This is a genomic window from Zavarzinia marina (assembly GCF_021568905.1).
Classification (GTDB): Bacteria; Pseudomonadota; Alphaproteobacteria; order Zavarziniales; family Zavarziniaceae; genus Zavarzinia; species Zavarzinia marina.
This window is the reverse complement of sequence record NZ_JAKGSB010000001.1, coordinates 420,686-434,802: the sequence shown is the minus strand read 5'-3', so window position 1 is coordinate 434,802 and position 14,117 is coordinate 420,686. Positions and strand designations below refer to the sequence as shown.

At 68.5% G+C, this 14,117-nt stretch carries 14 protein-coding genes; all 14 read right to left on the bottom strand.

Going from position 1 to position 14,117, the window contains the following annotated elements:
* Positions 1 to 8 precede the first annotated feature (8 nt).
* Positions 9 to 815: a 5'/3'-nucleotidase SurE gene (surE, locus tag L2U69_RS02075; RefSeq protein WP_236104688.1), complete on the bottom strand. Its 807-nt coding sequence runs from the start codon at positions 813 to 815 to the stop codon at positions 9 to 11.
* Entirely contained in the window at positions 808 to 2,076 is a 1,269-nt protein-coding gene (gene serS, locus L2U69_RS02070; protein ID WP_236104687.1) for a serine--tRNA ligase, read from the bottom strand. Before serS ends, surE begins: the two co-directional genes overlap by 8 nt.
* Positions 2,077 to 2,197: 121 nt before the next feature.
* Positions 2,198 to 3,016 (bottom strand): twin-arginine translocase subunit TatC, encoded by an 819-nt coding sequence (gene tatC / locus L2U69_RS02065; protein ID WP_236104686.1) that lies wholly within the window; start codon positions 3,014 to 3,016, stop codon positions 2,198 to 2,200.
* 1 nt (position 3,017) lies between these two features.
* Entirely contained in the window at positions 3,018 to 3,485 is a 468-nt protein-coding gene (gene tatB, locus L2U69_RS19100) for a Sec-independent protein translocase protein TatB (protein ID WP_268967203.1), read from the bottom strand.
* 101 nt (positions 3,486 to 3,586) lie between these two features.
* Positions 3,587 to 3,820, bottom strand: coding sequence for a twin-arginine translocase TatA/TatE family subunit (locus L2U69_RS02055; RefSeq protein ID WP_236104685.1), 234 nt, complete (start codon positions 3,818 to 3,820; stop codon positions 3,587 to 3,589).
* Between the two features lie 120 nt (positions 3,821 to 3,940).
* Positions 3,941 to 4,987, bottom strand: a complete 1,047-nt coding sequence (locus L2U69_RS02050) for an ABC transporter ATP-binding protein (RefSeq protein WP_236104684.1) — start codon at positions 4,985 to 4,987, stop codon at positions 3,941 to 3,943.
* A gap of 2 nt (positions 4,988 to 4,989) precedes the next feature.
* The gene (locus tag L2U69_RS02045; RefSeq protein ID WP_236104683.1) at positions 4,990 to 6,687 is read right to left on the bottom strand and encodes an ABC transporter permease; all 1,698 of its coding nucleotides are present in this window, start codon (positions 6,685 to 6,687) and stop codon (positions 4,990 to 4,992) included.
* A gap of 87 nt (positions 6,688 to 6,774) precedes the next feature.
* A complete protein-coding gene (gene scpB, locus L2U69_RS02040) occupies positions 6,775 to 7,545 on the bottom strand; it encodes an SMC-Scp complex subunit ScpB (protein WP_236104682.1) in 771 nt (256 codons plus the stop codon).
* The gene (locus L2U69_RS02035; RefSeq protein WP_236104681.1) at positions 7,542 to 8,339 is read right to left on the bottom strand and encodes a segregation and condensation protein A; all 798 of its coding nucleotides are present in this window, start codon (positions 8,337 to 8,339) and stop codon (positions 7,542 to 7,544) included. Before L2U69_RS02035 ends, scpB begins: the two co-directional genes overlap by 4 nt.
* 9 nt (positions 8,340 to 8,348) lie before the next feature.
* Positions 8,349 to 9,032, bottom strand: coding sequence for a site-2 protease family protein (locus L2U69_RS02030; protein ID WP_236104680.1), 684 nt, complete (start codon positions 9,030 to 9,032; stop codon positions 8,349 to 8,351).
* 142 nt (positions 9,033 to 9,174) lie between these two features.
* Positions 9,175 to 10,200 carry a beta-N-acetylhexosaminidase gene (gene nagZ, locus L2U69_RS02025; RefSeq protein ID WP_236104679.1) on the bottom strand — a complete coding sequence of 342 codons (1,026 nt, stop codon included), beginning with the start codon at positions 10,198 to 10,200 and terminating at the stop codon, positions 9,175 to 9,177.
* Positions 10,187 to 11,080, bottom strand: coding sequence for an SPOR domain-containing protein (locus L2U69_RS19095; RefSeq protein ID WP_268967202.1), 894 nt, complete (start codon positions 11,078 to 11,080; stop codon positions 10,187 to 10,189). Before L2U69_RS19095 ends, nagZ begins: the two co-directional genes overlap by 14 nt.
* The gene (gene argS / locus L2U69_RS02015; RefSeq protein ID WP_236104678.1) at positions 11,080 to 12,840 is read right to left on the bottom strand and encodes an arginine--tRNA ligase; all 1,761 of its coding nucleotides are present in this window, start codon (positions 12,838 to 12,840) and stop codon (positions 11,080 to 11,082) included. The genes L2U69_RS19095 and argS overlap by 1 nt, the downstream gene beginning before the upstream one ends.
* Positions 12,837 to 14,021, bottom strand: a complete 1,185-nt coding sequence (locus L2U69_RS02010; RefSeq protein ID WP_236104677.1) for a deoxyguanosinetriphosphate triphosphohydrolase — start codon at positions 14,019 to 14,021, stop codon at positions 12,837 to 12,839. The genes argS and L2U69_RS02010 overlap by 4 nt, the downstream gene beginning before the upstream one ends.
* Positions 14,022 to 14,117 lie beyond the last annotated feature (96 nt).

Here is a 14,117-nt window from a genome sequence, read left to right as displayed (position 1 = left end):
CCGCCCCGTCACGATCCGAGATCGAGACCGGAAAAGGCCCGCCGCAGGTTGGCCTGGGTATCGTAATGGGTGAGGTCGAGGTGCAGCGCCGTGACCGAAATGGCGCCGGCATAGACCGCCTCTATGTCCGAATCGACCTCGGGCGGTTCCGGGCTGCGGCGGTAGCCGAGCCAGTAGTAATCGTTGCCGCGCGCGTCCACGCGCTCCTCGACGAAGAGGTTGCCGACGCCGCGCCGCCCCTGATGGCTGACGCGGACGCCCGTCACCTCTTCCGGGGCGATGGGCGGGAAATTCACGTTGATCAGCACGTCGTCCGGCCAGCCTGTCTCGAGCAGGCGGCGCACCACGGCCGCGCCATGGGCGGCGGCGCAGGCCCATTGCACGGGCTTGTCCCGATCGAAACCCAGAACCTGGCTCATGGCGATCGAGGGCACGCCCAGCATGGTTCCCTCCATGGCCGCCGCGATGGTGCCGGAATAGGTTACATCCTCGCCGATGTTGCCACCGCGATTGACGCCCGAGAGCACGAGATCGGGCTTGCGCCCCTTGATCAGCCGGTCGATCGCCATCATCACGCAATCGGTCGGCGTTCCCGAGACGGCGTAACGCTTGGCGCCCGCCTTGCGGATGCGCAGCGGCGAGGTCAGGGTCAGGGAATGGGACGCACCCGATTGCTCCGTCTCCGGCGCCACCACCCAGACGTCGGTGCTGATCGCCTTGGCGATGCGGATCAGGACCTTGAGGCCGGGCGCGTGGATGCCGTCGTCATTGGAGACGAGGATGCGGAGCGGCCTGTCCTTGGCGCCGTCAACCATCGGCGGCGATCGCTTCGAGACCGCCCATGTAGGGCCTGAGCGCCGCCGGCACCTCGACCGAACCGTCGGGCCGCGCGTAGTTCTCCAGAACCGCGACCAGGGTGCGCCCGACCGCGAGGCCGGAACCGTTCAGGGTGTGAACCGGCGCCGTGCCCTTGGCGCCCGCCGTCCGGCTGCGCGCCTGCATGCGCCGGGCCTGGAAATCGCCGCAGTTGGAGCAGGACGAAATCTCGCGATAGGTCTTCTGCCCCGGCAACCAGACTTCGAGATCGTAGGTCTTGACCGCGCCGAAGCCCATGTCGCCCGCCGCCAGCAGCATGACGCGATAGGGCAGGTCCAGGCGCTTCAGCACGTCCTCGGCGCAGGCGGTCATGCGCTCGTGCTCCGCCGCCGACTGTTCGGGCGTCGTGACGGAGACCATTTCGCATTTGGCGAACTGGTGCTGGCGGATCATGCCGCGCGTATCGCGCCCCGCGGCGCCCGCCTCGGAGCGGAAGCAGGGGGTGAGCGCGGTGAAGCGCAGCGGCAGTTTCTCGGCGTCCAGGATCTGTTCGCGCACCAGATTGGTCAGCGGCACCTCGGCGGTCGGGATCAGCCAGTAACCATTGGTGGTACGGAACAGGTCCTCGGCGAATTTCGGCAGTTGGCCGGTGCCATAGACCGCGTCGTCGCGCACCAGGAGCGGCGGCGCCACCTCGGTATAGCCGTTCTCGGTTGTGTGCAGGTCGAGCATGAACTGGCCGAGCGCGCGTTCGAGCCGCGCGAGCTGTCCCTTCAGGACGACGAAGCGCGCGCCGGAAATCCGGCTCGCCGCCTCGAAATCCATGAGCCCCAGGGCTTCGCCGATCTCGAAATGGGCGGCGCCCTCCATCAGGCGCGGCGTGCCCCAGCGGCGGATCTCGACGTTGCAGTCCTCCCCGCCCTCGGGCACGTCGGCGCCGGGCAGATTGGGGATGGCGGCGAGCGCGGCCTCGATCTCGGCGGCCAGCGCCTTGTCCTTCTCCTCGCCCGCCTGGATCTCCGCCTTCAGGCCCGCGACCTCGGCCATCAGATCGTCGGCATTGCCGCCCTTGCCCTTCACCTGGCCGATCTGGCGCGAGGCGTCGTTGCGCCTCGCCTGCTTGACCTGGAGGTCGGACTGGATCGCGCGGCGTTGCTGGTCGAGGTCGAGCACGCCTGCCGCCGATGCCGGGAAGCCGCGACGCGCCAGGGCGGCATCGAAGGCGGCGGGATCGTCGCGGATCAGTTTCAGGTCATGCATGAGATTCGGGCTCGATTGAGGCGGGGTGCCCGAACCTTATAGAAAAGGGGCCGGAGTCCGTCCAGCCCGGAGGACGGGCGAGCGGAAAGGGAGGACCGGTCAGGCCCGGCGGGACGGGGCGTCAGCCCTCGTCCTCTTCCTCCTCGCGGGCCTTGGCCTCGCGCTCGCGCCGTTTCTCCATCATGCGGATGATGACGACCGAGCCTTCGTAGAGCACGATCATGGGCAGCGCCAGGCTGACCTGACTGATCACGTCCGGCGGCGTCACGATCGCGGCAAAGGCGAAGACGCCGACGATGGCATAGCGCCTTTTGCCCGCCAGCATCTTGGAGGTGACGATACCGGCCCGGCCGAGCAGGGTCAGCACCACGGGCAGCTGGAAGGCGATGCCGAAGGCGAGGATCAGGGCCATGACCAGGCTCAGATACTCGTTCACCTTGGGCTCGAGCTCGATCGGCAGGGCGCCGTCGCCTCCCGGCGCCTGGAAACCCAGGAAGAAATGCCAGGCCAGCGGCAGGATCAGGTAGTAGAGCATCGCCGCGCCGAGGATGAAGAGCACCGGCGTCGCGACCAGGAAGGGCAGGAAGGCGCCCCGCTCGTTCTTGTAGAGGCCGGGCGCCACGAACATGTAGATCTGCGAGGCGATGACGGGGAAGGCCAGGAAGGCACCGCCGAAGAACGCCACCTTCAGATAGGTGAAGAAGGCTTCCGTCAGATCGGTATAGATCATGCGCTTGGTGCCGGCGTCCCCCATGGCCTCGTAGAGCGGCATGGTCAGGAAGGCGTAGATGTCCTCGGCGAAGACATAGCACAGCACCATGCAGGCCAGGAGGCCGGCGACCGAATAGATCAGGCGGCGGCGCAATTCCGTCAGATGCTCGACCAGGGGCGCGCGGCTCGCCTCGATCTCGGCTTCGTCCTTGTCGGTTCTCGTCGCCATGTCAGCTTCCCGTGGCCGGCTTTGGGGCCGGAGCTTCGTCGCCCGCCGCCGGCTCCGGATCCGCGACCGGCTCGGGCCCCGCGATCGCCGCCACCGACTCGGCCGTCACGGGCCTTTCCTCGGTGTCGCCGGCTTCCGCATCCTCGGCATAGTCGTTTTCGGTGCGGGGATCGGTGTCTTCGATGGTGCTGTGGTCGAAGGGCGGGGTTTCCGGCGCATAGGAGGGCTTCTCGATCTTGTTGAGCGAGGGCGTGCCGGACATCGAATTTTCGAGGTCGCGCTTGGTCTTCGCCAGTTCCTCGTCCCGCATCATCTGGTCGAAGGTGGACTGGAAGCCGGCAGCCATGGAGCGCGCGCGCCGCACCCATTGACCGACCGTGCGCAACAGGTCGGGGAGGTCCTTGGGGCCAACGACGATGAGAGCGATGACGCCGACGAGAAGGATCTCGGACCACGCGAGATCAAACATGCGCCTGTCTCCGGCAGGGCCCGGCCCTGCGACAAACGATTACAGAAGGATCGGACCGCCGGTGGGGCACGCCGGTCGCGCGCCCCGCCGGCCGTCGCCGATCAGACCTTGTGCGCGTCCTGGCTCTTCGCCGATTCAGACGAGGCGTCGATGGTCACCTGACGCGGCGGCTCATCCTTCTGGGCCGTCGTCGGTTCGTCCGCGAGCCCCTTCTTGAAGCTCTTCACGCCCTTGGCGACATCGCCCATGAGTTCCGAAATCTTGCCGCGGCCGCCGAACAAGAGGACGACCAAGGCGATGACGATCAGCCAGTGCCAAATGCTCATCGCACCCATCGCCGATTCTCCTTCTCAAAATACGTGGCCCAAACGAAGCGGCCGAGAGAGCCGGGATATTGCCCCAAGCCCCCCGTGCAGGCAACGCGCAGAAATGCGGTACCCGCTTCGGCCTCCTGCTTATTTGGGCCCATCCCCTCGATCTTCAAACACAAAACACTGCCCGAGGTCGAGGGAAAGGCACATTTCTGCCCCAGGGGCAGGCAGAACCGGTGGCGCGATACGCGCCGACACGACCGCGCCGGCACCATCGACATGGAATTCCACCAGGCTGTCGGCGCCGAGAAGACGCGAGCGCGCGACCCGCGCCGCCACCCCCTCGCCCGCCGCGACCGGGCGCAGGGCATGGGGCCGAATCAGCACCTCGACCGCCGTGCCGGCCGCGAGCCCCGCGCCGGACAGGACCCCCAGCGGGGTTTCCACCCTGCCGTCGGCGCCGACCCGGGCACGGATCGTGTTCGCCTCGGCGAAGAAGCGCGCGGCGCCAGCGTCGGCCGGGCGGTTGTAGAGGCTCTCGGGCGTGCCGAGCTGCACCACCCGGCCCGCCCGCATCAGGGCGATGCGATCGGCCATGCGCATCGCCTCTTCCGGGTCATGGGTGACGAGGAGGACCGCGGCGCCGGTCGACGCCAACAGGGCCAGGGTCTCGTCCCGCACCTTGTCGCGCAGGCGGACGTCCAGCCCTGAGAAGGGTTCGTCCATCAGCATGACCCGGGGCCGGGGCGCCAGGGCACGGGCGAGAGCGACGCGCTGCTGCTCCCCACCCGAGAGCATATGGGGGAAGCTGCGCCCGCGATCGCCGAGGCCGACCTTGTCGAGCGCCGTCTGGGCCTCCGCCACCGAATGCCCGCGCCCGAGGCCGAAGGCGACATTGTCGAGGACCGAGAGATGGGGGAACAGCGCATAGTCCTGGAAGATCAGGCCGATCTGGCGCTTTTCCGGCGGCAGGGCGCCGCCCGCGTCGGCGACCACGGCGTCGTCGATCAGGATCGCGCCCGACTGCAGGGTCTCAAGCCCGGCGGCGAGGCGCAGCGTCGTCGTCTTGCCGCAGCCCGACGGGCCGAGCAGGCAGACGACCTCGCCCGCCGCGACCTCGAGGTCGAGCGTGTCGACGGCGATGCGCCTGCCGAAATGGTGGGTGACGGCGCGAAAGGCGAGACCGGACATGATCAGCCCCGCGCCCCCTGGGCCGCGCCGGGGCGCGACGTGGCGATCGCCCGGCTGAGCAGGATGACCGGCAGCACGCCGACGGCGACGATGGCGAGCGACGGCATGGCCGCCTCGGCCAGGCGCTCGTCGCTGGCGAGTTCATGGGCCTTGACCGCCAATGTGTCGAAATTGAAGGGCCGCATCATCAGGGTGGCGGGCAATTCCTTCATCACGTCGACGAAGACCAGCAGGCCGGCGGTGAAGAGACTGGCCCGCATCATCGGCAGATGCACCCGGCGCAGCGTATCCAGCGGCCCGCGCCCCAGGCTGCGGGCGGCGGCGTCCATATTGGGGGTCACCTTCTCCAGCCCCGCCTCGACCGTGTTGAAGGCGACGGCGAGGAAACGGACCAGATAGGCGAAGATCACGGCGCCCACGGTGCCCGACAGCAAGAGGCCGGTGGAAATGTCGAAATGCTCGCGCATCCAGGCATCCAGCGCATTGTCGAAAGTGGAGAGCGGCACCAGGATGCCGACCGCGATCACGGCGCCCGGAACGGCATAGCCCATGGCGGCGATGCGGACCGCGGCCCGGCCCGGCGCCGACAGGCCGAGCCGACGGCCATAGCCGAGCAGCACGGCGAGACCGACCGCCAGCACCGCCGTCGGCACCGCCAGCGCCAATGTGTTCCGTGTGTAGGTGAGGAAGGCGCCGGTGGCCATGCCCTCCTCCCCCAGCGCCCAGACGCCGAGGGCCGTCGCCGGCACCAGGAAGCCGAGCGCGATGGGAAGCGCGCAGGCGAGCCAGGCCCCCACCCCCGCCAGCGGCGACAGCGACAGCCGGGTCAGCGGGCGATAGCGGGTGGTGGTGTGATGGAAGCGGGCGCGCCCCCGCGCCAGGCGTTCCGCGACCATGAGGAAGCCGATGGCGCCCAGCAGCATGGCGGCGAGATGGGCGGCCGAAACCGGATCGCCGAGGCCGAGCCAGGTGCGAAAAATGCCGGCGGTGAAGGTGTCGACGGCGAAATACTGCACGGTGCCGAAATCCCCCAAAGCCTCCATCAGCGCGAGGGAGACGCCGGTCACCACCGCCGGCCGGGCCAGCGGCAGGCCGAGGCGGCGAAACGCGCCCCACGGCGAGCAGCCGAGCGTGCGGCCCATTTCGAGGACACAGACCGATTGCTCGAGAAAGGCCGCCCGTGTGATCAGATAGACATAGGGGTAGAGCACCAGCACCATCATGGCGATGGCCCCCGGCAGGGAGCGCACGTCCGGGAACCAATAGTCGCGCACCGACCAGCCGGTCAGATCCCGCAGCAGGCCCTGGACGGGACCCGCCACGTCGAACAGCCCGGTATAGGCATAGGCCAGGACATAGGCGGGCACCGCCATGGGCAGGAACAGCGCCCATTCGAACAGGCGCCGTCCGGGAAATTCGCACATGGTGACGAGCCAGGCGGTGCCGGTGCCGATCGCCGCCGTGCCGATGCCGACCCCGACCATCAGCCACACCGTGTTGACGATATAGCGCGGCAGCACCGTCTCGCTCAGATGGGCCCAGGTCTCTCCCGCCGGGGTCAGGGCGGCCGCGGCCACCATCACCACCGGCAGCGCGAAGAACAGCGCCAGCCCGACCGCCATCAGACTCCAGCCGTCGAGCCGGAACCGCCCCCTGAGCGGCAGCGCATTTCGCGCCAGACGATGTTCGGAGATGGCCACGCTGCTACGATTTCCCGACTGGGTGCCCCGGCACCCGCAAATACGTGAGAATGATTATCATTATTGCCGGCCGGCGCAAGGACCGGATCAGGCAGATGTGTCGTCTTCGGGCGACATATCGCCGCTGTCAATGATTTCGGCCGTCTCTTCGACCATCGCGATGGTCTCGTCGCCGTCCTCGCCGCCTTCTTCCTCCTCGTCCAGGGGTTCGAGATCCTCGTCGCGGCCGATCACCGGCATGGACTGGCGCGGATCGACCAGACCGGCGGCCTTCAGGTCCTCGATGCCCGGCAGATCGCCGATCTGGGCGAGGCCGAAATGTTCGAGGAAGACGTCGGTGGTCTTGAAGGTCAGGGGCTTGCCCGGCGTCTTGCGCCGGCCCGCCGGCTTCACCCAGGCGGTTTCCATCAGCACGTCCAGGGTGCCGCGGCTGACCGCGACGCCGCGAATCGCCTCGATCTCGGCGCGGGTGACGGGCTGGTGATAGGCGATGATCGCCAGGGTCTCGATCGCGGCGCGGGACAGGCGGCGCGTCTCCTCCGTATCCCGGCGCAGCAGGAAGGCGAGGTCCGGCGCCGTGCGGAAGGTCCAGCGCCCGCCGACCTCGATCAGATTGACGCCGCGCGCGGCATAATCCGCCGTCAGGCGCTCGATCAGGGGACGCACGTCCATGCCCGGCGGCAGGCGCTCGGCCAGACTCGCCCCGTCCAGGGGTTCGGCGGCGGCGAAGATCAGCGCCTCGACGATGCGGCAGCCGTGGGCGATGTCGCCCTCGTCGAACGAACGAGCCTCGGCCGGCTCGTCTTCGTTGGGGACGTCGTCCTCGCGGTCTTCCGTCGGCGCGGGGGTCTCGCTCATTCGTCGCGGGCCTTCCTGATGAAGATGGGGGCGAAGGCTTCGCTCTGGCGAAGCTGGATCTTGCCCTGGCGCACCAGTTCGAGACTGGCGGCGAAGGTTCCGGCCAGCGCCGAGCGCCGGCCGAGGGGATCGTCGAATTCCTCGGGCATGAAGATTTCGAGTTGGGTCCAGTCCAGATCCACGCCCAGCATGGCGGAGAGGCGGTGGATCGCCTCCTCCATGGTGAAGATCGGCGGCAGCTTGACGGTCAGATGGCCGCCCACCTTGCGCGCCGTCCAGTCGGCGTAGGATTTGATGAGGTCGTAGAGACTGGCGGACCAGATCGACTTCCGGACCACGGTCACGCCCTCGGGGGCACCGCGCGCGAAGACGTCGCGGCCCAACTGGTGGCGCGACATCAGCTTGGCCGCCGCCGCCCGTATCGCCTCCAGGCGTTCGAGCTGCAGCGCCATGCGCGCCGCCAGTTCCTCGCCGGAGGGTTCCTCGCCCGCCGGCGGTTCCGGCAGCATGAGGCGAGACTTCAGATAGGCGAGCCAGGCCGCCATCACCAGGTAATCGGCGGCGAGTTCGAGGCGCAGGCGCCGCGCCTCGTTGATGAAGACCAGATATTGGTCCGCCAGCTTGAGGATCGAGATCTTCTTCAGATCGACCTTCTGCGCCTTGGCAAGCGCAAGGAGGAGGTCGAGCGGCCCTTCGAAGCCCTCGACGTCGACGGTCAGGATTTCGCCGTCCTCGCCGATCAGGGGCTTTTCCGCTTCCTCGAACGGCAGGGGCTGGTTCGGGTTCTCGGTCATCGGCACAGTCTACTGAAGCGGCGGCCCGACAATCGAGAGCAAAAGCCGCACGAAGCCTTTCACCACCGGCGCGATCATTTCGAACACCGGATTGAAGGCATAGCCCATCTGCGCCGCGAGCAGCGGCACCAGGAAGACCGCGCCGACGACGATCAGCATGCCGTAGCGCTCCACCCGCGCCAGCCGATAGGCGAGCGCGCGCGGCAGCAGGCCGACCGCCACGCGTCCGCCGTCCAGCGGCGGAATCGGGATCATGTTGAAGACCGCGAGCACGCCGTTGATCAGCATCGCGTTGATGCAATTGGCCGCCAGCCAATAGGCCGCCTGTTCAGGCAGATAGGGCACGACGTGAAGGAGAAGTGCGGCGACCAGCGCCATCAGCACATTCGCCCCCGGCCCCGCGGCCGCCACCCACACCATGTCCCGGCGCGGGTTGCGCAGATTGCGGAAATTGACTGGCACCGGCTTCGCATAGCCGAAGGCGAAGTTGGTGGCCAGCAGCATCACCCCCGGCAGGATGATGGTGCCCAGGGGGTCGATGTGACGGATCGGGTTGATCGAGATCCGCCCCAGCATCCGCGCCGTCGGATCCCCCAGCCGATCCGCCATCCAGCCGTGCGCCGCCTCGTGCAGCGTGATGGCGAAGATGATAGGCAGCGCCCAGACCGATACCTGTTGCAGGAATTCGTTCATGGCGCCGTTTCCTCGTAGAGGCGATCCCCCTCACCCCACCCCTCTCCCCGCAAGCGGGGCGAGGGAGTCGATGCCGAGCGTGGTGGGTTCCCGCGCCCCTTTGGGAATAGGGGTGCGGTGAGAGGTGAACGGCGAACCGCCATCACGCCACCGCGCCCGTCGCCAGCAGGGCGTCCAGTTCGTCCCGGGCCGCTGCGCGATCGAAGGGCAGCGCCGGCGCGCGGCGCGACGCGGCGAGGTGCCAGCGCGTCGCCGCTTGGCCGGAAAGCACCGGCGCGCGGGGCAGCAGGGCCTCCATCTCCGCGAAATCGCCGCTGCAATGAAGGGCGATGTCGCAGCCCGCCGCCAGTGCCCGCTCCGCCCGCTGCCACAGCGGCCCGTCCAGCGCCTGCATGTTCAGATCGTCCGACACCAGGACATTGTCGAAGCCGAGGCGGCCGCGCACGATCTCCTCGATCCCCTTGGCCGACTGGGTCAGGGGGTGCTCAGGATCGACGGCGCCATAGACGACATGGGCGGTCATGGCGATGGGCATGTCGGCCAGCGCCTCGAAGGGTACGAAATCGCTGGCGGCCAGGGTTTCGAGATCGGTGTCGACCAGGGGCAGCGCGACATGGCTGTCGCACAGCGCCCTTCCGTGGCCCGGCAGATGCTTGATCACCGGCAGGACGCCGCCGTCGAGCAGGCCTTCGCAGGCGGCCCGGCCGAGATCGGCCACGGTGCCCGGATCGCTGCCGAAGGCGCGGTCGCCGATCACGTCGTGGGCGCCAGGCACCGAAATGTCGATGCAGGGATGGCAGTCGACGTCGATCCCCAGCGCGGCCAGATCTTCGGCGATCAGCCGGGCCTGGAGATAGGCCGCGCGCTGCGCCGCGCCGCCGCCGAGATCGCCGATGGCGCGGGCCGGGAAATAGCGCGGCCAATGGGGCGGGCGCAGGCGCGCGACGCGCCCGCCTTCCTGGTCGATCCAGACGGTCGCATCCCCCCGGCCGACCGAAGCCCGGCATTCCGCCGTCAGGGCGCGGACCTGATCCGGCGTCTCGACATTCCGCGAAAAGAGAATGAAGCCGAGGGGCGGCGCCTGCCGAAACAGGGCTTTCTCCCGTTCCGTCAGTCGCGCGCCCTCGATGCCGACGACGACGGCGCGCGGCGCCTCAGCGGACGACATTGCAGTCGACATTGCGCTGTTTCAGCTTGGTACAGACATTGGTCGCCGCGTCCTTGGAGGCGAAATAGCCGGCCCGCAGGCGATAGAGCGTCTTGCCGTTCACCGTGACCGACTGGATCACCGGCTTCAGGCCGCCGAGCAGGTCGGAATTGGCCTTGGATATCCGGGCCCAGGCCGCCCGCGCCGCCGCCTCGTCGCTGAGCGCGGCGAGCTGGATCAGCGCGCCGGAACTGACGGCCGGTGCCGGCGCCGGCGCGGGCGCTGGTGCGGGCGCCGTCGCGGGTGCGGGCGCCGGCTTGGGCGCAGGCGCGGGCTTCGGTTCCGGCAGCGGTGCGGGCGTGGGAGCCGGGGCCGGGGCCGGTGCAGGCGCAGGGACCGGCGCAGGGACCGGCGCAGGCGCCGCTTCCTCGAAGGGCGCGGTCATGTCGTCCGCCATGTCGTCGATCGAGGTCGGCGGTTCGGGTGCGGGCGGCGCATCCTCGGGCGCGGTCGGGCGCGCCATCGGCTCCGGCGGCGGCGGCAGCAATTGCTCCGGCAATTCGCCGTCCGCGCCCCCGCCCCCGATCTGGCCGAAGATCAGCTTGTCCTGGTCCGGCACTTCCATGCCGCCCGGATCCTCCGGCGGCACCTTGGTCGGCTCCGGATTGGCGCGCACCAGGGGCACGCTCTCGGCGTCCGCGACGTCGTAACTCTCGTCCCCGCCGGCGAAGAGCGAGAGCGCCAGATAGAGCAGCCCGCCGCCGAGCAGGCCGAGCATGATCAGGCGGCCGAGGCGCAGCCCCCCCTCGGGCTCGGTCGAGGGCGGCACCATGCGCTCGGGCCGATAGGGGCCCTGGCCGTAGGGGTCGGGGGTATATTGATCTTGCGGCTGGTCGGGCATCAGCGCATCTCCTCGACCGGGGTGACGCCGAGAACGCCGAGACCCGAGGCGATGACGTCGCAGACCGCCTGGAGCAGCGCCAGACGGGCATGGGTCAGGACCGGGTCGTCGGCCAGGATGAAGCGAAGCGACGGATCTTCCTTGCCCTTGTTCCAGAGACCGTGGAAGGCGGCCGCGAGATCATAGAGCGCGAAGGCGACGCGATGGGGTTCATGGGCATCCGCCGCCTGTTCGAGCAGACGCGGGAATGCCGCCATCTGCTTGACCAGGGCGAGTTCGTCCGCGCTCTCGATGCGGTCGAGCGACGCGGCCGAAAGACCGGTGCGCGAAAGATCCATCCCCGCGATCTCCGCCGCCGCGTTGCGCAGCACGGAACGCGCGCGGGCATGGGCGTATTGCACGTAGAAGACCGGATTGTCCTTCGACTGTTCGGTCACCTTGTCGAAATCGAAATCGAGGGGAGCGTCGTTCTTCCGCGTCAGCATCATGAAGCGGACCACGTCGCGGCCCACTTCGTCCACGACGTCGCGGAGCGTGACGAAACTGCCGGAGCGCTTGGACATCTTCACCGGCTCGCCGCCCCGCGTCAGCTTCACGAGCTGGCAGATCTTCACGTCGAGATCGGCCTTGCCGCCCGAGATCGCGGTGACGGCGGCGCGCATGCGCTTGATGTAACCGCCATGGTCGGCGCCCCAGACGTCGATCTGGTGATTGAAGCCGCGCTTGTACTTGTCGAAGTGATAGGCGATGTCGGCGGCGAAATAGGTCCAGGCGCCGTTCGATTTCTTCAGGGCGCGGTCGGTATCGTCGCCGAACTGGCTGGCGCGGAACAGGGTCTGGGGCCGGGGCTCCCAATCGTCCGGCTGCTTGCCCTTCGGCGCTTCCAGCACGCCTTCATAGATCAGGTCGCGGTCGACCAGTTCCTGAAGCACCTCGTCGATCCGGCCCGAGGTGTGGAGGGTGTATTCCGAGAAGAAGACGTCCTGGCGGATGTTCAGTGCCTCCAGATCCTCGCGCACCATGGCCATCATGGCGGCGATGGCGAATTCGCGGATCGGCATCAGCCAGACCGACTCGTCCTGATGGCGGAAGCGGTCGCCGTATTTCTCGACCAGCCCCTGCCCCACCGGGATCAGATAGTCGCCGGGGTAGAGGCCCTCGGGAATGTCGCCGATATCCTCCCCCAGTGCCTCGCGGTACCGAAGGAAGGCGGAACGGGCCAGGGTGTCGACCTGGCCGCCGGCATCGTTGATGTAGTATTCGCGGGTGACCGCATGGCCGACCTTTTCGAGAAGCGCGGCCAGGGCATCGCCGAACACCGCGCCCCGGCAATGGCCGACGTGGAGCGGCCCGGTCGGATTGGCCGAGACATATTCGACGTTCACCGCGACCCCCGCCCCCTTGGCGGATTCGCCATAGGCCGGTCCCGCCGCCAGGATCTCGGCGAGGCGGGCGCGCCAGAAACCGTCCGACAGGCGCAGGTTGACGAAGCCGGGGCCCGCGACCGCCGCCTCCACCACATCCGGATGCCCGGCCATGGCATCGGCGATCCGGCGGCCCAGGTCCTGGGGTTTCATGCGCAGGGTCTTGGCCAGCACCAGGGCCGCGTTGGTGGCGACGTCGCCATGGGCGGGATCGCGCGTCGGCTCCAGCACCACGTTGCCGAGATCGTCCGGCAGGGCCGGAATGGCGTCGTCCGCCGCGAGCCGGGCGAGTCTGTCGCGGAGATCGGTGGCGAGGTGGTCGAAGAAATTGGTCATGTCGTAACACTGATGTCGAAGAGGCGGGCATGTTCCTCGATCGCGAAACGATCGGTCATGCCGGCGATGAAGTCGGCCACGAGTCGGGCGGTCTTGGGGCTGCCGGGGCCTTCGGCCCGCCGGGCCCAATCCGCCGGCAGGCATTGCGGTTCGGCGAGAAAGAGGTCGAAGAGGTCGCGGACGCACCGTCTGGCCTTGGAGGTCATGCGGTTCACCCGGTCATGGCGATACATACGGCTCCAGAGGAAAGCCTTCAATGCCCGATCCTGTTCGGCCATGGCGTCGGAAAAGCCGATGACCGGGCGGTCGTGGGCGCGGATGTCCTCCACCGTCCGGGGCGCCAGCGCCGAGAGGCGGCGCTTCGATTCGTCGGTCACGTCGGTCACCATGCGCCCGATCAGCGCCCGGACCGTCTCATGGGCCGTCCGCTCGCGGCCGATGCCGGGGTATTTCGCCTCCACCCCGCGCAGCACCTCGCCCACCAGGGGCAGGTCGCGCAGATCGTCCAGGCGGAACAGGCCGGCGCGCAGGCCGTCGTCGATATCGTGGTTGTTGTAGGCGATGTCGTCCGACAGGGCCGCCACCTGGGCCTCCGGCCCGGCATGGGTGGCGAGTTCGAGATCCTGCTCCGCCATGTATTCGACGATGGCGACGGGCAGCGGTTCTTCCTTCAGGGGCTTGCCGGCCGCGTCCAGCAGGGGGCCGTTGTGCTTCACCACCCCTTCCAGGCTCTCGAAGGTCAGGTTCAGCCCGTCGAATTCGGCGAAACGCTTCTCGAGCTTGGTCAGGATGCGCAGCGTCTGGGCGTTATGGTCGAAACCGCCGTAGGGCAGCATGCGCTGGTCCAGCGCATCCTCCCCCGCGTGGCCGAAGCAGGTGTGGCCCAGGTCGTGCGCCAGCGCCAGCGCCTCCCCCAGGTCCTCGTCCAGCCGAAGCAGGCGGCAGATGCTGCGCGCGATCTGCGCCACTTCGAGACTGTGGGTCAGGCGCGTGCGGTAATGATCGCCGACGTCGAAGATGAAGACCTGGGTCTTGTATTGCAGACGGCGGAAGGCGCCCGAATGGATGATCCGGTCCCGGTCGCGCTGGAAGGCGGTGCGGGTCAGGCTCTCGGGTTCCGGGGTGCGGCGGCCGCGACTGCGGCGCGGGTCGCTCGCATAGGGGGCGCGGGCGTCTGTCATGGCGGGAAACTACTAGCCCCTCGGTTGCGCTTCAAGAAAGGCAGCATGGCGAAGACGGCAATTTGACATGCGCCCGCCGCATCCTATCTTTGAGAC